Here is an 18,805-nt window from a genome sequence, read left to right as displayed (position 1 = left end):
GCCGGGCCGGCGGGTCAGAGCGCCCGTTTGCAGACCTCGATCAGCCGTTCGACGTCGGCCTCGTCCTGATACAGGCCGAAGCCGAAGCGCAGGGTGTCCTCGCGCACGTCGGTGACCACATTGGCGTCGATCAGCCTCGCCCGCCACGCCTGGGCGTCGGGGTGGCGGAAGGCGAGGAAGCGGGCCCGCGCGGTCTCGCCGTCGACGGGATTGATCAGTTCGGCCTTGTCCAGCCGCCCGGCCTCACCGGCCGCGACCGCGTTCTGGAAGCGGCGCATCAGGCCGCGCGCGTGGTCGGCGACCCCGGCGGTGATCAGGCCCGCCTCGTCCAGCATGCGGCGCACGCCGTTAAACCGGTACAGCGGGGTGGCGTCGAAGGTGGCCCCCCAGAAGCGGCCGGCGTCGGCGCGGTACTGGACGTCCTCGGGCCGGCCCATCAGCTCGCCGAATTCGGCGAACCAGCCGGTGGCGACGGGCCGGGGGCAGAAGCCATCGGGGGCATGCAGAAGGCCCGCCCCCTCGCCCGACATGGCGTATTTATAGCCGCCGGAGACGTAGAAGATCCGGTCGGCCACGCCTGACAGGTCGGTCGGCGTGGCCATGAAGCCGTGGTAGCCGTCGATCAGCACCCACGGCCCGGCCGGGTCGGCGAGGGCCGCCAGATCGGCCATCCGGCCGAACACCTGGCCGGTCTTGAAGAAGACCTGGCTGACCACGATCCAGTCGAAGCCGCCGGTCCGCGCCGCCTCGACGAAGCGGTCGTCGAAGGTCTCGAACGGATGCAGCGGGATGCGGGTGACCACGGCCTCGCCGGCCTCCTCCCAGCGCTCGCCCTGACGACGGAACGAATGGAATTCGCCGTCGGTCGACAGGATGCGGACCGGCTTTGACTCGAAGCCCGAGAAGATGCGCAGCAGGAAGTCGTGGGTGCTGGGGGCGAACACCACCGTGTCGGGCGAGGGCAGGTTCAGCTCGCGCGCGACATGGCCCTGGGCCTCGGGCACGACGTCGCCGAACACCAGATCCCATTTGCGGTCGGCGAATTTGTTGGCTTCGACCCAGGCCCGCACCTGGCCGTCGAACGAGGCGTCCGGCCACAGGTGGTGGCTGTGGGCGGCGAAATGCAGACGCTCGGGGTCGAGCGACACGGCGCGGGAGAACAGGCTCTTGTGGGTCATGCGCCCGATGTCGCACGGCTGACCCGGCGCCGCCAGTCGCCTCAGGCGGTCGCCGTGACCAGCCAGCAGGCGGCGATCATCGGCACGCGTCCGTTCTCGACATAGCGGTCGAGCCGGGCCGCGACGGCTTCGGCGACGCGCTTTCGCACGGCCTCGTCGTGGCGGGGCAGGACGGTTCCGAGCAGGCCCAGCCGCAGGCTCAGGACCATCAGTTCGTCGAACGACACGGGCGTGGCGACGTCGAGCGGCTCGATCTCCACGCCCTGCCAGCCGCAGCGATCGAGAATGCCCCGGACCCGGTCCGGATCGGCGAAGGCGAACCGCCCCGGGCCGTCGGTCGACATCCGCGGCGGCTCGGGCAGGAAAGGCGCGGCGGCCTCGAGCGGCGCGAGCGATAGAGGGTTTTCGGCCGGGCTGCGCCAGCAGGCGAAGGTGAGGCCGCCGCCGGACCGGACAGCGCGGCGCAGGTTGGCGAAGGCGGCGTCGGGGTCGTCGAAGAACATGACGCCGTAGCGGGAGATGGCGGCGTCGAAGGCCGGCGCGCCGAACGCATGGGTCGCGGAGTCGGCCCGGACGAAATCGATATTGCCGACCGCTTCGGCGCGCGCCCGCTCGCGAGCCAGCGCCAGCAGGGCCTCCGAGACGTCGACGCCGACTCACAGACCGTCCGGGCCGACGCGTCGCGCCATGTCGAGCGTGGTCGCCCCGGCGCCGCATCCGATATCCAGCACCCTCGCTCCCGAGCCCGGGTCAGCGCGGTCGGCGACGCTGTCGCCGACCGGCTGGTTGATCCGGTCCAGCAGGCCCTGATGCTCGACCCAGGCGTTGCCCCCGGCGTCGTTCCAGTAGGCCTCGGTAAGGACGCCCGGAGCGGCGGTCGGTGTCATGTCGGGCTCCGTGGGATCGGGGCGCTCAGCGACGGCGCCCCTAGATCAGGCTGCCGTGGCAGTGTTTGAACTTGCGCCCCGAGCCGCACGGGCAGTCGGCGTTGCGCGGCGTCCGTTCCCATTGAGCCGGCAGGGTGTCGACCGGCAGGCGGGCGCGATCATCGCCGGTCAGCTGGCCTTCCGGGTTCTGGGCCGAGGGATTGGCCATTTCGTTCTCGCCGGTGCCCGGGTTCAGGTGGATTTCCTGGAACTCGGGCAGCTCCATGGGCGGCGGAGCCTCGAAGCGGAACTCGACCGTCATCAGCCAGCGGGTGACGTTGTGGCGCAGCTCATAGAGCAGCGTCTCGAACAGGTTGAAGGCCTCGGTCTTGTACTCGTTCAGCGGATCGCGCTGGCCATAGCCGCGCAGGCCGATGACGCCGCGCAGGTGGTCGAGGTGAACCAGGTGCTCGCGCCAGTTCATGTCGATCATCTGCAGCATGAACTGCTTCTCGAGACCGCGGGTCTGGTCGGCGCCGATCATCTCCAGCCGTTCAGCGGCGCGGGCGTCGGCGGCGGACACCAGCCGCTCCTCGATCTCCTCGTTGGAGACGCCTTCCTCGGCGGCCCAGTCGTGCAGCGGCAGGTCGAGGCCGAGGGTCGACTTCACCTTCTCGTCGAGGCCGTCGATGTCCCACTGCTCGGCATAGGCCTTGGGCGGCATGTGGCGTTCGATCAGGTCGCTGATCACGTCGTTACGGAACTCGGCTACCAGTTCCGACAGGTCCGTGGCGTCCATGAACTCCTGACGCTGCTCGAACACCGCCTTGCGCTGGTCGTTCACGACGTCGTCGTATTTCAACAGATTCTTGCGGATGTCGTAGTTGCGCGTCTCGACGCGCTTCTGGGCGGTCTCGACGGCGCGGTTCAGCCACGGGTGGCTGATGGCCTCGCCCTCGGCCACGCCGAAGCTGCGCATGATGCCGTCCAGACGATCGCCGGCGAAGATCCGCAGCAGGTCGTCCTCGCACGAGAGGAAGAATTTCGAGGTGCCGGGGTCGCCCTGACGGCCGGTGCGGCCGCGCAGCTGGTTGTCGATCCGGCGGCTCTCATGGCGCTCGGTGCCGAGCACGAACAGACCGCCGGCGGCCAGAGACTTCTGCTTCTGCACGGCGATGTCGGCCTTGAGGCGCGCCTCTTCGGCCGCCTCGAGCTCGGGCGTGATCTCCTGCGCCATGTTGCGCAGCTCCTGGCGCCATTTCTGGAGACGCATTTCCAGGTTGCCGCCCAGCTGGATGTCGGTGCCGCGGCCGGCCATGTTGGTGGCGATGGTCACCGCGCCGGGCAGGCCGGCGTCGGCGACGATGAAGGCTTCCTGCTCGTGCTGGCGGGCGTTCAGCACGCTGTGCGGAATGCCCTTGCCGGTCTTGATCTCGATGTCGAAATCTTCGTCCTTCAGCGCGGCATAGGCCTTCCGGGCGTCGCGGCGGACCTTTTCGTCGTCGCTGGCGACCTGTTCGAGCAGATGCTGGTGCTGCGGCTTCAGCGTCTTGACCGGGACCTCGTAGGCGAAGGTCTTGAGCACTTCGGACAGGGTCTCGGACTTTTCGATCGAGACGGTGCCGACGAGGATCGGCTGACCCCGCACATGGCATTCGGCGATCAGGGCGGCGATCGCCTGGTTCTTCTCGGCGTTGGTGCGGAAGATCTCGTCGTCGTGGTCGATACGTTTGACGGGGCGGTTGGTCGGCACCTCGAGGACGTCCATCTTGTAGATGTCGAGGAATTCCTGGGCCTCGGTGGCGGCAGTGCCGGTCATGCCGGACAGTTTTTCGTAGAGGCGGAAATAGTTCTGGATGGTGACCGAGGCCAGGGTCTGGTTCTCGGGCATGATCTTCACGCCCTCCTTGGCCTCGATGGCCTGGTGCAGACCCTCGGACAGGCGGCGGCCCTGCATCATCCGGCCGGTGAACTCATCGATGAGCATCACTTCGCCGGCCTTGATGATGTAGTCCTTGTCCTTCTGATACAGGGTGTTGGCGCGCAGGGCCTGGTTGATGTGGTGGACCAGGCTGATGTTGGCGGCGTCGTACAGGCCGGTCGTGTCGGCGGCGAACAGGCCGCGAGCCTCCATGACCTCCTCGATCTTCTCGGAGCCTTCCTCGGTCAGCAGGGCCTGGCGCTGCTTTTCGTCGAGGTCGTAGGTCGACTTGTCCTGGATCAGGTCCTTGATGATCTCGTCGACGGTCAGATACAGGTCCGACCGGTCCTCGGTCGGGCCCGAGATGATCAGCGGCGTGCGCGCCTCGTCGATCAGGATCGAGTCGACCTCGTCGACGATGGCGAAATGGTGCGGACGCTGGACCATCTCGCGCCGGTCATAGACCAGGTTGTCGCGCAGATAGTCGAAGCCGAACTCGTTGTTGGTGCCGTAGGTGATGTCGGCCGCGTAGGCGGCCTGACGCTGGCCCGAGGACAGGCCGTTGACGATCACGCCCACGTCCATGCCGAGGAAGCGGTAGACGCGGCCCATCCACTCGGCGTCGCGCCGGGCCAGATAGTCGTTGACGGTGATGACGTGCACGCCCTTGCCGGCGAGGGCGTTCAGATAGACCGGGGCCACGGCGACCAGGGTCTTGCCCTCGCCGGTGCGCATCTCGGCGATGCCGCCGTCGTGCAGGATCATGCCGCCGGTCAGCTGGACGTCATACTGGCGCTGGCCGAGCACCCGCTTGGAGGCCTCCCGGGCGACGGCGAAGGCCTCGTTCAGGATCTTGTCCAGCGTCTCCCCGCCGGCGATCCGGTCGCGGAAGGCGTCGGTCATCATCCGCAGCTCGTCGTCCGACAGGGCGGCGAACTTGCCCTCCAGGTCGTTGATCTTCTGAACCCGGCTCATGAAGTCCTTGACCTTGCGGTCATTGGAGGAGCCGAAAAACTTCTTGGCAATGCCGAGCATGAATGATCCGAAGGCGGGCGAGCGGCTGGGGCTCTGGTATAGAACGGTCCCGAAGGAGCGGGGGCGATGTTGCACCGGGCGAGGCCCCGGCGGCGGCGACCCGGCGCCCTGTCTCAGGCGCGCGCAAGGGTCGCGCGAACGTTCGAAAATCCCTCGACTTGGGCGCAGGCGGGACTTAAGCACCGGCCTTATCCCTGTCAACGCGAGGGCCTTTGCCGCCCGTGACGGAGCTTGCCCCGAAATGCGCCTGACCCAGCCCCGGATTCTGGCCCGAGCCCTGTTCCCGGCGGTGCTTGCTGTCGTGCTCGCCGTGTCCGCCTGCGGCCGGGGCGGCGGCTCTGACCGGGCCCCGGAGCCGGGCGACCGCGCGGTGGCCGAGGTCGAGAGCGAGACCATCTGGGCCTCCGACGTCAAACGCGAGGCCGTGGCCCAGGGCCTGGTGGGCGAGGGCGAGCCGCTGGACGTGACCTCGGACCTGTTCCGGCGGGTGCTGGACGAGGTCATCGACCAGAAGCTGCTGGCGCGCGAGGCCGAACGGCGCGGGCTCGACAATTCGGCGCTGGCGCAGCGGCGGCTGGCGGCGACGCGCGAGCGCATTCTCGGCGACATGCTGGTCGAGACGGTCGTCAACGGCACCATCGACGACAAGGCGGTGGAGACGATCTATCGCGAACAGGTCCGGCTGGCCGAGACCTCGGAAGAAATTCGCAGCCGCCTGATCCTGTCGCGCACTCGCGAGGAGGCCGACGCGGTCATCGGCCTGCTGGCCCAGGGCGCGGCGTTCGAGGCAGTGGCGCAGCAGCGGTCGATCGACGAGGCGACGCGCTTCTCGGGCGGCGACCTCGGCTATGCGACGCTGGACGTCCTGCCCCAGACCTACGCCGACGCCCTGCGCGACCGGCCGGCCGGCTCGACGGTCGGCCCGTTCCAGACCGAGGGCGGCTGGGCCGTGCTGCGGGTCGAGGACCGCCGCAAGGAGACGCCGCCGACGCTGGAGCAGGCGCGGCCGCAGATCGTCCGCTATCTGACCTATGAGGGCGTGCGCCAGTTGCTGGAGCAGTTGCGCGGCAAGGCCGAGGTCGAGGTGTTGCTGAACGGCGCCACGGCGTCGCCGGAGCCGGCCTCGGCCCCGCAGAAGGCGCCCGCCGCCCGCCCCGCCGCGCCGGCGCCCGCCGCCGCCGCGCCGGCGAAGGCCTCATGAGCCGCGGGCCCGAGGCCGGCCGCGGTTCGGCCGGCCAGAAGATCGAACAGGCGCTGGAAAAGGCGCTGGACCCGCTGGCCACGGCGCTGAAACGCGCCACGACCCCGACGCGCCCCGCCGCCCCGGCCGCGCCCGGCAAGCCGGGTCTGGAGATTTCTCCACTGGCCGTGCCCTTTCCGGTCATTCCGCCGATCGCGGGGGTCGAGATCGCCACCGCCCGGGCCGGCTTCTACAAGCATGAGCGCGACGACCTGGTGGTGTTCAGCTTCGCCCGCGGCACCAGCTGCGCCGGGGTGTTCACCCGGCACAAGGTCGGCTCGGCCCCGGTGGACTGGTGCCGTCGCCATCTGGACGCGCCCGACGGCGGTTCGGAGGTGCGGGCGCTGGTGGTCAACGCCGGCTGCGCCAACGCCTTCACCGGCAAGGCCGGGGCCGACGCGGCCCGGCGCACCGCCTCCGAGGTGGCCAAGCGCTTCGGCTGTCGTCAGCGCGACGTCATGCTGGCCTCGACCGGGGTGATCGGGGTGGTGCTGGACGACCGCAAGATCGCCGCCCGGCTGAACGACATCGAGGCGCGGCTGGACCCGGACGCTTGGCTGAAGGCCGGTCTGGGGATCATGACCACCGACACCTTCCCCAAGGGGTCTTTCGCCGAGTGCGAGATCGACGGCCACAAGGTGCGCATCGCCGGCATCGCCAAGGGGTCGGGCATGATCGCGCCGGACATGGCAACGATGCTGGCCTTCATCGTCACCGACGCCGACATCCATCCGAACGTGCTGCGCGCCATGCTGGGCCTGCACGTGCGGACCACCTTCAACAGCGTCACCGTCGACGGCGACACCTCGACCAATGACACCTGCCTGCTGTTCGCCACCGGGGCGTCGGGCGCGCCGCGCATCGGCCGGGTTGGCGACCGTCGGCTGAAGGACTTCTCGCGCGCCCTCGACCGGGTGATGCTGGATCTCGCCCACCAGCTGGTGCGCGACGGCGAGGGGGCGACCAAATTCGTCAAGATCACCGTCGACGGCGCGGCCAGCCCCGCCTCGGCGCGCAAGCTGGCCAAGTCGATCGCCGACAGCCCGCTGGTCAAGACGGCGCTGGCCGGCGAGGACGCCAACTGGGGCCGGGTGGTGATGGCCGTCGGCAAGACCGAGGAGCCGGTCGACCGCGACCGTCTGGCGATCCGCTTCGGCCCCCATGTCGCGGCGATCGAGGGGGCTCCCTCGCCGCACTACGACGAGGCGAAGATGAGCGCCTATATGAAGAACGCCGAGATCGACATCACCGTCGACGTCGGCGCGGGCCGGGCCTCGGCGACGGTCTGGACCTGCGATCTGACCAAGCGCTACGTCGAGATCAACGGAGAATATCGCAGCTGATTGTGATAGTTTCGCGCCATGTCTCAAGATCCTGCCCGACCTGATGTTTGTCTGAGCGACGCCGAGTTCGAAGCCCTGTCGCGCGGCGAGCTGGGGAACGACGCGCTGGATCGCTTGCGGGCCCAGGTTCAGGCCGTTCTGGACGATCCGGCGGACGGCGTCAGTCACGACGTCGTCTGGTCGCGCCTCGAACAGCGCATGAAGCGTGCCGCCCGCGCCGCTTGACCTGATCTACCGGCGCGAGGCGATCCGGGATCTCGACGACCTGTTCGACTACATCGCCGCCGACCGGCCGCTCGCCGCGGAGCGCTTCCTGCTGGAGATCAAGCGGGCGTGCGAAGGCCTGCGCTGGTTCCCGATGATCGGACGCAGCCTCGATCCCGACGACGACCGGGTGCGGGTTCTGACGGTGCGGCGTCGCGCGGCAATCAAATTCTTCGTCCACGACGGCGCCGTGCACATCCTCGGAATCAGCTACTGGGGAAGGGACCTTGCAACCTTCTTCGCCGGACGAGAGCCTTGACCACACCCACCGTCCTCGTCGTCGCCGTGGCCCTGATCGATGCGGGCGGCCGGGTGCTGATCGCGCAGCGGCCCGAAGGCAAGCAACTGGCCGGGCTGTGGGAGTTTCCGGGCGGCAAGGTGGAGCCGGGCGAGCGGCCGGAGGGGGCGCTGATCCGCGAACTGAAGGAAGAGCTGGACATCGATGTGAACGAGGCCTGCCTGGCGCCGTTCGTTTTCGCCAGCCACGCTTACGAATCCTTTCACCTGTTGATGCCACTGTATCTGTGCCGACGCTGGTCGGGCGCCGTTCAGAACCGCGAGCACGCGGCGCTGAAATGGGTGCGGCCGAACCAGCTGGCCGACTATCCGATGCCGCCGGCCGACGAACCCCTGGTCGCCTGGCTGCGCGACCTGCTCTAGCCGCCAAGGGAGGGGGCCATGCGAGGTTTCATCCCCCGCTTTCTCGCCGATCAGCGCGGCGCGACCTCGCTCGAGTACGGCCTGATCGCCGCTCTGGTCTTTCTGGTCGCCCTCGGGGCCATCACCGCCTTCGCCGACACCGGAAGCGGCACGTTCAATGCGGCGATGAACGGGCTCACGGCGGCAATGCGCGGCCGCTGAGCCGGCTCAGTCCTCTTCGCCGGTCCATTCCTTGACGCCCAGGGCGTCGGCCAGGCGGACCTTGGCCGAGCCGCGGGGCAACGGCTTCTGCTGACTTTCGTGCGGGGCCCAGCCGGCCAGATGGATGATCTCGAAGGTGGCCGGAATGCGCCCGTCAGCCTCGCCATGGCGTTCGGCGTAGATCTCGGCCGCCCGCGCCAGCATGCCGCGGGTCATAGGCCGGACGGGGCCGGCCAGGGCGTTGGTCTCGCCCATGGCGCGCAGGTCGCGCACGAGGGCGTACAGGTCGGGGTAGCGAACGGTCAGCCGGTCCACGTCGGCCACCGGCAGGGCGAAGCCGGCCCGCTGCAGCAGGGCGGCGCCGTCGAAGCCGTCGGCGAAGGGCGAGACCCGCGCCTGGGCCCCGCCGCGCACCTCGAGCTCGGCCTGGGTCAGGACCCCGCGCAGCTCCTTCAGCGTCCCGGCGCCCAGCAGCGTGCCGAGGAACAGGCCGTCGGGCCGCAGGGCGCGGCGGATCTGGGCCAGGGCGCCGGGCAGGTCGTTGGCCCAGTGCAGACTCATCAGCGAGACGATCAGGTCGCGGGACTGGTCCGGTAGTTCGAGGGGGGCTGCCCCCGGGTCCGCTCCGTCGCTGACAACCTGCACCGCGCCGACCCGCCCGGCCGTCGCGCTGTCGGCCAGCAGGCGCGCGAACGGCCCCGGGCGGGCCGACAGGTCGACGACCTCCGGAAAGTCGCGCAGGATGACCTCGAGGCTGTGCACCGCATTCTCGGCGGCCCGGACGTGAAGGAAGTCGGCGGCGGCGAAGGAGGACTCGCTCCGCGCCAGCTTCGCCGCGCGGCGTCGGCTGTCGAAGATTTCGGGCGGACCGGGGGAGGCGTTCATGACGCATCAGGATGGGGGCTGGCGCGACCGATTGGAAGCGGGGCGATCGCGGATCGAGCTGGGCCTGCGCGGACTGGGCCGCGGCGCCGCTGACCTGCTGATGCCGCCGCTGGCCCATGACAGCCCGGAGGCGACGGCCTCGGCCGGGCTGACGGCGGACGCCTGGAGCCGGGTGATCTTCCTCGAGGATCCCGTCTGCGACGGCTGTGGGGCGGGGTTCGAGATGGACGGGGGCGCTTTCGCCGCGGTCCGGTGCGCGGCCTGTCTGGCGCAGCCCTACGCCTTCGAGCGGGCGCGGGCGGCCTGCGTCTATGACGAGGCCTCGCGGGGCCTGATCCTCAAGTTCAAGCATGGCGACCACCAGCCGTTTGCGCCGCTGTTCGCGCGCTGGCTGAGCCGCTCAGCCGCGCCCTTGCTGGAGACGGCCGACGCCGTCGCGCCCGTGCCGCTGCACCGGTTCCGGCTGCTTTCGCGGCGGTTCAACCAGGCCGCCGAGATCGCCCGGCCGTTGGCGCGCGGGGCGGGGTTGGACTATCTGCCGGACGCCCTGATCCGGCAGACCCATACGACGACCCAGGGCGGCAAGTCGGCGCGGGGGCGGCGGCTCAATGTCAAAAAGGCCTTCGCCGTCAGTGAGGACGGGCGACGCCGGATCAAGGGGCGCCGCATCCTTCTGGTGGACGATGTGTTGACCACGGGCGCCACCGCCGAGGCCTGCGCCCGCGCGCTGACAGAGGCCGGTGCCCGCGCCGTCGACCTGGCCGTCATCGCCCGGGTGCGGACGGCGCGCGAAATGCCTACATAACGGTTACAGAAACTGGAGTTCCCCTTGGCCGACATCGTCATCTACACCAAACCCGGTTGCCCCTACTGCTCCGCCGCCAAGTCACTGCTGGACAAGAAGGGCGCCGAATTCACCGAGATCGTCGCCTCGAACGACCCGCAGAAGAAGCAGGAGATGATCCAGCGCTCTGGCGGCCGCATGACCTTCCCGCAGATCTTCATCGACGAAAAGCACGTCGGCGGTTCCGACGAGCTGCACGCGCTTGACCGCAAGGGCGAGCTGGATCCATTGCTGGCGGCATGACGACGAGCGTCCCGATCGCCCTGATCCAGACCCGGACGCCGGCGGGGCCGGCGGCGGCCTTCGCCCATGTCGAGCCGATGATCCGCGAGGCCGCCGCCGGCGGGGCGAAACTGGTCCTGACGCCCGAGGCGACCAATTTTCTGATCAAGGATCGGGGGCGTCGGGACGCCGTTCTGGAGACCCAGGATGGCGACGCGGTCATCGGCAAGCTGCGCGACCTCGCCCGCGAGCTGGGCGTCTGGCTGCTGATCGGCTCGGCCATCGTCAAATCGGGGCACGACGGCGACGACCGGGCGGCCAACCGGTCGCTCCTGGTCGACGACCAGGGCGGCGTGGTTGCAACCTATGACAAGCTGCACGTCTATGACGTCGACCTGCCGACCGGCGAGCGCTGGCGCGAGAGCGCCGCGATCCGCCCGGGCGACAGCGCGGTTATCGCCGACACGCCGTGGGGCCGGCTGGGCCTGACCATCTGCTACGACATCCGCTTTCCGCAGCTGTATCGCGCCCTGGCCAAGACCGGGGCGGTGATGATCGCCGTGCCCGCCGCCTTCACCGTGCCGACCGGGGAGGCGCATTGGGAGACCTTGCTGCGCGCCCGGGCCATCGAAACCGGCTGCTATGTGCTGGCCCCGGCCCAGGCCGGCGAGCACGAGGACGGCCGCCGCACCTGGGGCCGTTCGATGGTCGTGGCCCCGTGGGGCGAGGTGCTGGCCCGGCTGGATGACGACGAGCCCGGCGTGCTGTTCGCCACGCTCGATCTCGAGGCGGTGGCGAAGGCGCGGGCGGCCGTGCCGCAACTGACCCACGACCGCGATTTCGCGGCCCCGGCATGATCCGCTACGCCCTGCAGTGCGACGACGGCCACGGATTCGAAGCGTGGTTCGGGGCCTCGGCCGACTATGACGACCAGGCCGCGCGGGGGCTGGTCGAATGCCCGGTGTGCGGCTCGCACGCCGTCAGCAAGCAGATCATGGCTCCGGCCGTGGCGGGGACGCGCAAGGCCGATGCCGCCCCGGACCTCGCCCGGATGCAGACCATGGTCATGCAGGCGGCCCGCGAGGTGCGCAGCCATGTCGAGCGGAATTTCGACTATGTCGGCGACGCCTTCGCCCGCGAGGCCCGCGACATCCATGAGGGCCGGTCCGAGAAGCGCGAGATCTATGGCGAGGCGACGCCGGCCGAGGTGCGCAAGCTGAAGGACGACGGCGTGCCCTGCGCGGCCCTGCCGCCGCTGCCGCCCGATCCCGCCAAGCTGAACTGAGCGCCGATGCCGGGGCAGGGGGAGCGCTACGAGGAGTTCGAACCGCCGGCGTCGCTGCGCCCGTTCGTGCGCACCCTTTGGACCTATGCGGCCCCCTCGCCCGAACCGACGGTGCAGCGGATCGCGCCCGACGGCTGCCCCGAACTGGTCGTCGATATCGGGGCCCCCTACGAGGAGCATGGTCCGGACGGGGTCTTTCGACTCCAGCCGCGCGCCCTGTTCGCCGGCCAGATGACGAAGCCCCTTGCGATGCGGCCGGTCGGCGCCGTCGAGCTCGTGGCCGTGCGCTTCGAGCCGGACGGCGCCCGCGACTGGCTGGGTCAGCCGCTGGCGCAGGCGACCGACCGGCGGCTGGACATGGTCGAACGCCTGTCCGGACTCCAGCCTCCGGCGGGCGATCCGGTGGCGCAGGTCGAGCTCCTGACGCGCTGGCTGGAGGCGCAACGGCGGGCCGGGGCGTGGCGCATCGATCCGGCGGTCCGGGCCGAGGTCGAGGCCGTGGAACGGGACAGGCCCTCGCCCGTCCGTTCTCCCGCCGAACACCGCGCCCTGCAGCGCCGGTTCCGCGACCGGGTCGGCGTCCCGCCGCGCCTGCTGCGATCCATCGTCCGTTTTCGCCGGGTGTTCGACCATACCAGCGGCCCGGAAGCCCTCGGGTGGCTGGAGGCCGGGCTTGAGGCGGGCTTCTTCGATCAGCCGCAGATGGCGCGGGACTTCCGCCGCTTTCTCGGCTGCACCGCCACCGAATGGGCGCGGGAGCAGGTCGGGCTGGCGCGGGCGATCGCGTCGCAATCCTACAAGCCGGGGCCGCTGTCGCAGGCCTAGGGTCCGGTCATCAACCCGAGGGGAATTGACCGATGCCGACCGCCGTCATCTTCGCCGCCATGCTAATGCAGACCGCGCCCGCGCCCGCGCCCGACCTTTCGTGGATGGCCGGCTACTGGCTGGACTGTTCCCGGGGGCGCGAGGCCTCCGAAGCGTGGAGCGATCCGCGCGCCGGTCTCAGCGTCGGCCATGCCGTGACCGTGTCCGGCGGCGAGGTCTCGTTCGAGGTCTCGCACATCGGCCCGACGCCGGGCGGCTTCGCCTATGTCGCCCAGCCGGGCGGGGCGCCGCCGACCGCTTTTCTGCTGGTCGAAAGCGGTCCGCGCCGGGCCGTCTTCGCCAATCCGGAAAACGACTTTCCGACGCGGGTCATCTATGAACGCGACGGCGACGCCCTGACGGCCCGGATCGAGGGCGAGATCGACGGGCGGGCCCGGAGCATGGAATGGAATTTCGCGGCCGCCCCGCTGAACACCCGCTGCCCCCTCTGAGCAATCGCCTGAGCTGGCGGCCGATGCTGGCTGGCGATCTCGACGCCGTTGTGGAGATCGCCGGCCTCGGCTTCCCCGACCATTTCGAGGGGCGGGACTGTTTCGAGAACCGACTGGCGCTGAGCCCCGACGGTTGTTTCGTGCTGGCCGGGGCCGACGGAGCCGTGAAGGGCTACCTCGTCGCCTATCCGTGGCGGGCGCAGGACGCGCCGGCGCTGGATACCCTGATCGAGGCGATCCCGGCCGACGCCGACGTCCTCTACCTGCACGATCTCGCCCTGCACCCCGACGCGCGCGGCGGGGGCTGGACGGGACCGATCATCGAGCAGCTGGCGCGATCGGCGAAGGCGGCCGGCTGGCCCGCGATCGCGCTCGTCGCCGTGAACGACGCCGCGCCCTTCTGGGAAAAGCGCGGCTTCACCGTGGTGAAAACGGCGGAGATGGCGACGAAGCTGGCCGGCTATGGGCCGGCCCCGCCCGCTACATGGTCCGCCGGCTGTGACGGCCTAGCTGCGGGTCCAGCCCTTACCGGCCATGCAGTCGCGGAAGGCGTCGCTGTGCTGGCCCTTGCCGGTGGAGGCGCGGCAGGCGTCGCGGGCGGCGTCGAACGGCTGGGCGTTTTCGCCGTGCCAGGACAGGTCGTCGCTGTCGGCGTCGATGACGGTGACGCAGGCCGAGGCCATCAGGCTGGCGGCGACGGCGGCGAGAATGATGAGACGTTTCATGGAACAGCTCCCGAGGAGTGGAGGTGGAGGACGCCCCCTCATCTCACCCTCAAGCTTGGCTGTCCCGTTACTTCGACGTCAGGTCGATGAACGCCCGGTGAACCGCGTTCAGTCGCGCGTGGCGACCATCATATAGTTGATGCCCGCGTCGTCGCTCTCGCTCCAGCGGTCGGTCAGCGGGTTGTAGACCAGGCCGTAAGGGCCGCTGACGGCAACGGGCTCGGCGGACAGCATCAGCCGGATCTCGTCGGGCTTGAGGAACTGGCGCCAGTCGTGGGTGCCGGCCGGCACCCAGCGCAGCACATATTCGGCCGCGACCTTGCCGAGGGCGAGGGATTTGAGGGTCCGGTTCAGGGTGGCGACGATCATCATCCCGCCGGGCTTCACCAGCCGGGCGCAGGTGCGCACGAAGGCTTCGGGATCGGCGACGTGCTCGATCACCTCCATGGTGAGGACGACGTCGAAGGGCCCGGCGCCCTCGGCTTCGAGCTGTTCCACGGTGACGGCGCGGTAGGCGATGTCGAGGCCCATCTGGTCGGCGTGAACCCGCGCCGTGCCGATGTTCTCGGCCGAGGCGTCGAGGGCGGTGACGGCGAAACCCATGCGCCGCATCGGTTCGGCGATCAGGCCGCCGCCGCAGCCGACGTCCAGCAGGCTGAGGCCCGCGAAGGGCTCGCGGCCCCGGGCGTCGCGACCGAAGCGTTCGGCGACCCGGTCGCGGACGAAGGCGAGGCGGGCCGGATTGAAACGGTGCAGGGGGGCGAACGGGCCGCGCGCGTCCCACCACTCCGCGGCCTGGGCCGAGAAACGCGCCACGTCGGCGGGATCGATCGACGGACCCGCGGCGCGCTCGCCGGAGTCGCCGCCGCTTTGGGGCCCCGCGCTTTGGGGTTTGCGCGCTGATACCGTGTCGTTAGAAGCGACCATGGGCCGAGGGATGAACCCGCGCGGCCTTCCACGCAAGATGGGGCGAAACGCCACGATGACGCGGCCTGCTACCACGCGACTGGTGATGAAGTTCGGCGGCACCTCGATGGGCGACCTCGAGCGCATCCGCCGCGCCGCCCGCATCGTCGCCGCCGAGGCTGCGACGGGCAAGACGATCGCCGTGGTGGTCTCGGCCATGGCCGGCAAGACCAATGAGCTGGTGGCCTGGACCGACGGCGCCGGGCGGCCCGCTCCGGGGATGGCCCTGTCGGACGACGAATACGACGTCGTCGTGGCCTCGGGCGAGCAGGTGACGTCGGGTCTGCTGGCCCTGACCCTGCGCAACATGGGGCTGAACGCGCGCAGCTGGATGGGCTGGCAAATTCCGATTCTGACCGACGACGCCCACGGCCGCGCGCGTATCGAGGATGTCCCGGGTGACGTTCTGGGCGCCGCGCTCGACAAGGGCGAGATCGCCGTGGTGCCGGGCTTCCAGGGCGTGACCCGCGATGGGCGCATCACGACGCTGGGCCGGGGCGGCTCGGACACCTCGGCGGTGGCGGTGGCCGCCGCGCTGGACTGCCCGTGCGACATCTATACCGACGTGGACGGGGTCTATACCACCGACCCGCGCATCGAATCCCGCGCCCGCCGCCTCGAAAAGGTCTCCTATGAGGAGATGTTGGAGATGGCCTCGCTGGGCGCCAAGGTGCTGCAGACGCGCTCGGTGGAACTGGCCATGGCGAAACGGGTCCCGGTGCGGGTCCTGTCCAGCTTCATCGAACCCGATGAACACGGGCGTCTGCCCGCCGGCGCCGGCACCCTGATCTGCGACGAGGAGGAAATCGTGGAAAAACGCATCGTATCCGGGGTCACCATGAGCCGTGACGAGGCCCGCATCACCCTGCTGGGCCTGTCCGACCGGGTCGAGGCGCCCGCCGACGTCTTCACCCGACTGGCCGAGGCGAACGTCAATGTCGACATGATCGTGCAGAGCCAGGCGCGCAGCGAGGGGGCTGTCAACCTGACCTTCACCACCGGCCGGCGCGACGCCCAGCGGGCGGCCGAGCTGATGCGCGCGGCGCAGGGCGAGATCGGCTTCGAGGAGCTGCGCGTCGACGAGGACGTGGCCAAGGTCTCGGTCGTCGGCGTCGGCATGCGCAGCCATGCCGGCGTGGCCCAGACCATGTTCCGCGCCCTCGCCGACAAGGGGGTCAAGTTCCAGGCCATCTCGACGTCGGAGATCAAGATCAGCGTATTGATCGACGCGGCCTATGCGGAACTGGCCGTCCGCGCGCTTCATTCGGCCTACGGGCTGGAAGCGGTCTAGAATACAAGCGTGACGGCGCCCATCTGGGGCGCTGATCAGTTGGAGGGGCCATGCCGGTTGGCGGATTGACGACGAGGGGTCCGCGGAACCTCCTTCGCCAGATCCGCGAGGCTATGGCGGGGGCGGCGCCGGCTCAGCAACGCCTCGACGAGGTCGTCCGCATCATCGCCCAGTCGATGGTGGCCGAGGTCTGTTCGATCTATCTGCGCCGCGCCTCGGGCGAGCTGGAGCTGTTCGCCACCCAGGGCCTGAAGCCGGAAGCGGTCCACACCACCCGCCTGCGGCCCGGCGAGGGCCTGGTCGGCGAGGTGGCGCGGACGGCCGAGCCGATCAGCCTGTCCGACGCCCCGTCGCATCCGAGCTTCGCCTACCGCCCCGAAACGGGCGAGGATCCCTACCACGCCTTCCTCGGCGCGCCGCTGCTGCGCGGCGGCCGGGCCATCGGCGTGCTGGTCGTCCAGAACCGCTCCGAGCGGCGCTATGACGACGAGGAAGTCGAGGACATCCAGACCATCGCCATGGTCCTGGCCGAGACCGTGGCCTCGGGCGAGCTGCTGGCCCAGGACGAGCTGCGCGACATCGAGGTGGCGCCGCACCGACCCGAGCGGCTCAAGGGCCAGAGATTCGCGGAAGGGTTGGCCTATGGCCATGTCGTCCTGCACGAGGCGCCGGTGCCGCCGGAGAATCTGCTGGCCGAGAACCAGCAGGTCGAGGAAATCCGTCTGCGCGAGGCGCTGATCGGGCTGAAGGCCAATATCGACTCCATGCTGGAAGGCGGCCCCGGCAAGCTGGCCGGCCAGTCGTTCGAGGTGCTGGAGACCTACCGCATGTTCGCCGACGACCGGGGCTGGAACCGGTCGCTGGAAGAGGCGGTGCGGACCGGCCTTACCGCCGAGGCCGCCGTCGACCGGGTCCGCAACGAGCACCGCGCCCGCTTCGCCACGGCGCGGGATCCCTATATCCGCGAGCGGCTGCACGACTTCGAGGATCTGGCCAACCGGCTGCTCCGGGTGCTGGCCGGCGACCGGCCCGGCGAGCGCGACCTGCCCGACGACGCCATCCTCGTGGCGCGCAACCTCGGCCCGGCCGACCTGCTGGAATATCCCCGGCACAAGATCCGCGGCCTGTTGCTCGAGGAGGGCTCGGCCGCCAGCCATGCCGCCATCGTCGCCCGGGCGCTGCAGATCCCCTGCGTCGGCCGCATCATGGGCCTGCGCGACCGCCTGTCAGAAGGCGACCTGGTCATCGTCGACGGCGAGAGCGGCGAGACCTATCTGCGTCCCCGCCCCGACATGCTGGCGGCGGTCCAGTCGCGGATGGAGGTGCGCAGCGAGCGCCAGGCTGAGTTCACCCGTCTGCGCGACGTCGCCGCGGTCACCCGCGATGGCGCGCGGATCACCCTGCTGACCAACGCCGGCCTCGCCGTCGACCTCGAGAATCTGGACGCCACCGGGGCCGAGGGCATTGGCCTGTTCCGCACAGAGTTCCAGTTTATGGTGTCGGAGGAGCTGCCGCGGCTCGACGCCCAGACGGCCCTGTACAAGCTGGTGCTGGACACGGCGGGCGACCGCCCCGTCACCTTCCGCACCCTCGATATCGGCGGCGACAAGGTGCTGCCCTATCTGGAGACCGAGCGGGAGGAGAATCCCGCCCTCGGACGCCGCGCCATCCGCCTCGGTCTCGATCGGCCGGGCCTGCTGCGGCTGCAGCTGCGCGCCCTGCTGGCGGCCGCGGCCGGGCGCGAGCTGCGCGTCATGTTTCCGATGATCGCCACGGTCGACGAGTTCCGCGCCGCGCGCGAGCTGGTCGATGTCGAATGCGACTGGGCGCGGCGGCGGGGGCGGGCCCTGCCGGCCCTGCTGCGGGTCGGGGCGATGATCGAATGCCCGTCGCTGTTGTGGCACCTCGACGCCCTGCTGCCGCTGACGGACTTCGTCTCCGTCGGCACCAACGACCTGTTCCAGTATATGTTCGCCGCCGACCGGACCAATCCGCTGGTCTCGGATCGCTATGATCCGCTGTCGCCGCCCCTGCTCAGGGCTCTGGCCGAGATCCAGAAGAAATGCGTCGACACCGGCACGCCGGTCTCGGTCTGCGGCGAGCTGGCGGGCCGGCCGCTGGAGGCCTTCGCCCTGCTGACGCTGGGCTACACCCGCCTGTCGGCCCCGGCCGGGGGGGTCGGACCGGTCAAGCGGATGATCCTGTCGACCGACCTGCCCGCCGCGCGGCGCGGCATGGCCAACCTGTTGGGATCCTCGTCCGGCTCGATCCGGGGCGAGCTGGAATCCCTGGCCCGGAAATTGAACGTCGCGATCTGAAACCTCACGGCCGGAAACGGCCGGATGGCTAACAAATCGTTGATCGGTCAACTCTAATGAGTTATCCACAAGCCGGAGCCGGGTGGTCCTGGGGCGCAGCCGCGAACTGTCATCCCGATATGGTACAGGCCGCTGGTTCGAGTACGGCGCGCATGGAACTTCCGGGCGCGCCGAGTATGGGGTCAGGCCAAATGGCGCGGGACACGGGGAGCACCCCGAAGGAGCTTCGGGACCATCCCGACTGG

General features: G+C 70.0%; 20 protein-coding genes and 1 pseudogene. 15 read left to right on the top strand and 6 right to left on the bottom strand.

The window, feature by feature from the left end:
* Positions 1-14 precede the first annotated feature (14 nt).
* The 4 genes and pseudogenes from ACK4JY_RS11670 to secA form a co-directional block, all read right to left on the bottom strand.
* Entirely contained in the window at positions 15-1,178 is a 1,164-nt protein-coding gene (locus ACK4JY_RS11670; RefSeq protein WP_409605860.1) for a class V aminotransferase, read from the bottom strand.
* A 41-nt stretch (positions 1,179-1,219) separates the two neighbouring features.
* A pseudogene (locus ACK4JY_RS11665) lies at positions 1,220-1,822 on the bottom strand (class I SAM-dependent methyltransferase); the annotation flags it as partial.
* A gap of 12 nt (positions 1,823-1,834) precedes the next feature.
* Entirely contained in the window at positions 1,835-2,065 is a 231-nt protein-coding gene (locus tag ACK4JY_RS11660) for a hypothetical protein (protein ID WP_409605858.1), read from the bottom strand.
* A gap of 40 nt (positions 2,066-2,105) precedes the next feature.
* A complete protein-coding gene (secA, locus tag ACK4JY_RS11655; protein ID WP_409605856.1) occupies positions 2,106-5,000 on the bottom strand; it encodes a preprotein translocase subunit SecA in 2,895 nt (964 codons plus the stop codon).
* 241 nt (positions 5,001-5,241) lie between these two features.
* Here secA and ACK4JY_RS11650 point away from each other — a divergent pair, with 241 nt between their 5' ends.
* Genes ACK4JY_RS11650 through ACK4JY_RS11625 form a run of 6 tightly spaced genes read left to right on the top strand, consistent with a single transcriptional unit; the run spans position 5,242 to position 8,708 of the window.
* Entirely contained in the window at positions 5,242-6,201 is a 960-nt protein-coding gene (locus tag ACK4JY_RS11650; RefSeq protein WP_409605854.1) for a peptidyl-prolyl cis-trans isomerase, read from the top strand.
* A complete protein-coding gene (gene argJ, locus ACK4JY_RS11645; RefSeq protein ID WP_409605853.1) occupies positions 6,198-7,583 on the top strand; it encodes a bifunctional glutamate N-acetyltransferase/amino-acid acetyltransferase ArgJ in 1,386 nt (461 codons plus the stop codon). Before ACK4JY_RS11650 ends, argJ begins: the two co-directional genes overlap by 4 nt.
* Positions 7,584-7,601: 18 nt before the next feature.
* Positions 7,602-7,808: a hypothetical protein gene (locus tag ACK4JY_RS11640; protein ID WP_409605851.1), complete on the top strand. Its 207-nt coding sequence runs from the start codon at positions 7,602-7,604 to the stop codon at positions 7,806-7,808.
* Complete coding sequence (locus ACK4JY_RS11635; RefSeq protein WP_409605849.1) at positions 7,789-8,106, top strand: type II toxin-antitoxin system RelE/ParE family toxin; 318 nt, start codon at positions 7,789-7,791, stop codon at positions 8,104-8,106. Before ACK4JY_RS11640 ends, ACK4JY_RS11635 begins: the two co-directional genes overlap by 20 nt.
* Positions 8,103-8,507, top strand: coding sequence for a (deoxy)nucleoside triphosphate pyrophosphohydrolase (locus tag ACK4JY_RS11630; protein WP_409605847.1), 405 nt, complete (start codon positions 8,103-8,105; stop codon positions 8,505-8,507). The genes ACK4JY_RS11635 and ACK4JY_RS11630 overlap by 4 nt, the downstream gene beginning before the upstream one ends.
* Positions 8,508-8,525: 18 nt before the next feature.
* A complete protein-coding gene (locus tag ACK4JY_RS11625; protein WP_409605845.1) occupies positions 8,526-8,708 on the top strand; it encodes a Flp family type IVb pilin in 183 nt (60 codons plus the stop codon).
* A 6-nt stretch (positions 8,709-8,714) separates the two neighbouring features.
* On the opposite strand, the gene ACK4JY_RS11620 is transcribed toward ACK4JY_RS11625, so the two are convergent.
* Positions 8,715-9,593 carry a methyltransferase domain-containing protein gene (locus ACK4JY_RS11620; RefSeq protein WP_409605843.1) on the bottom strand — a complete coding sequence of 293 codons (879 nt, stop codon included), beginning with the start codon at positions 9,591-9,593 and terminating at the stop codon, positions 8,715-8,717.
* Here ACK4JY_RS11620 and ACK4JY_RS11615 point away from each other — a divergent pair.
* From ACK4JY_RS11615 to ACK4JY_RS11585, 7 genes are read left to right on the top strand one after another with little or no spacing between them, the layout of a single operon-like run.
* Complete coding sequence (locus tag ACK4JY_RS11615) at positions 9,592-10,398, top strand: phosphoribosyltransferase family protein (RefSeq protein ID WP_409605841.1); 807 nt, start codon at positions 9,592-9,594, stop codon at positions 10,396-10,398. The two genes, ACK4JY_RS11620 and ACK4JY_RS11615, sit on opposite strands and share 2 nt — an antisense overlap.
* Positions 10,399-10,422: 24 nt before the next feature.
* Positions 10,423-10,680, top strand: coding sequence for a glutaredoxin 3 (gene grxC, locus ACK4JY_RS11610; RefSeq protein ID WP_409605839.1), 258 nt, complete (start codon positions 10,423-10,425; stop codon positions 10,678-10,680).
* A complete protein-coding gene (locus tag ACK4JY_RS11605; RefSeq protein ID WP_409605837.1) occupies positions 10,677-11,516 on the top strand; it encodes a carbon-nitrogen hydrolase family protein in 840 nt (279 codons plus the stop codon). The genes grxC and ACK4JY_RS11605 overlap by 4 nt, the downstream gene beginning before the upstream one ends.
* Positions 11,513-11,944, top strand: coding sequence for a DUF1178 family protein (locus ACK4JY_RS11600; protein WP_409605835.1), 432 nt, complete (start codon positions 11,513-11,515; stop codon positions 11,942-11,944). Before ACK4JY_RS11605 ends, ACK4JY_RS11600 begins: the two co-directional genes overlap by 4 nt.
* A gap of 6 nt (positions 11,945-11,950) precedes the next feature.
* Positions 11,951-12,769 carry a DUF6597 domain-containing transcriptional factor gene (locus ACK4JY_RS11595; RefSeq protein WP_409605833.1) on the top strand — a complete coding sequence of 273 codons (819 nt, stop codon included), beginning with the start codon at positions 11,951-11,953 and terminating at the stop codon, positions 12,767-12,769.
* 32 nt (positions 12,770-12,801) lie between these two features.
* Complete coding sequence (locus ACK4JY_RS11590; protein ID WP_409605831.1) at positions 12,802-13,260, top strand: DUF6265 family protein; 459 nt, start codon at positions 12,802-12,804, stop codon at positions 13,258-13,260.
* Positions 13,215-14,075, top strand: a complete 861-nt coding sequence (locus tag ACK4JY_RS11585) for a GNAT family N-acetyltransferase (RefSeq protein ID WP_409605830.1) — start codon at positions 13,215-13,217, stop codon at positions 14,073-14,075. Before ACK4JY_RS11590 ends, ACK4JY_RS11585 begins: the two co-directional genes overlap by 46 nt.
* Before the next feature lie 18 nt (positions 14,076-14,093).
* Here ACK4JY_RS11585 and ubiG read toward each other — a convergent pair whose 3' ends face one another.
* Entirely contained in the window at positions 14,094-14,912 is an 819-nt protein-coding gene (gene ubiG / locus ACK4JY_RS11580; RefSeq protein WP_409605828.1) for a bifunctional 2-polyprenyl-6-hydroxyphenol methylase/3-demethylubiquinol 3-O-methyltransferase UbiG, read from the bottom strand.
* 55 nt (positions 14,913-14,967) lie between these two features.
* Here ubiG and ACK4JY_RS11575 point away from each other — a divergent pair, with 55 nt between their 5' ends.
* Entirely contained in the window at positions 14,968-16,242 is a 1,275-nt protein-coding gene (locus tag ACK4JY_RS11575; RefSeq protein ID WP_409605826.1) for an aspartate kinase, read from the top strand.
* A gap of 113 nt (positions 16,243-16,355) precedes the next feature.
* Entirely contained in the window at positions 16,356-18,560 is a 2,205-nt protein-coding gene (ptsP, locus tag ACK4JY_RS11570; protein WP_409605824.1) for a phosphoenolpyruvate--protein phosphotransferase, read from the top strand.
* Positions 18,561-18,805 lie beyond the last annotated feature (245 nt).

The sequence above is a fragment of the Brevundimonas sp. genome (assembly GCF_046295595.1).
Lineage (GTDB): Bacteria > Pseudomonadota > Alphaproteobacteria > Caulobacterales > Caulobacteraceae > Brevundimonas.
This window is presented reverse-complemented; position numbering and strand designations above follow the sequence as displayed.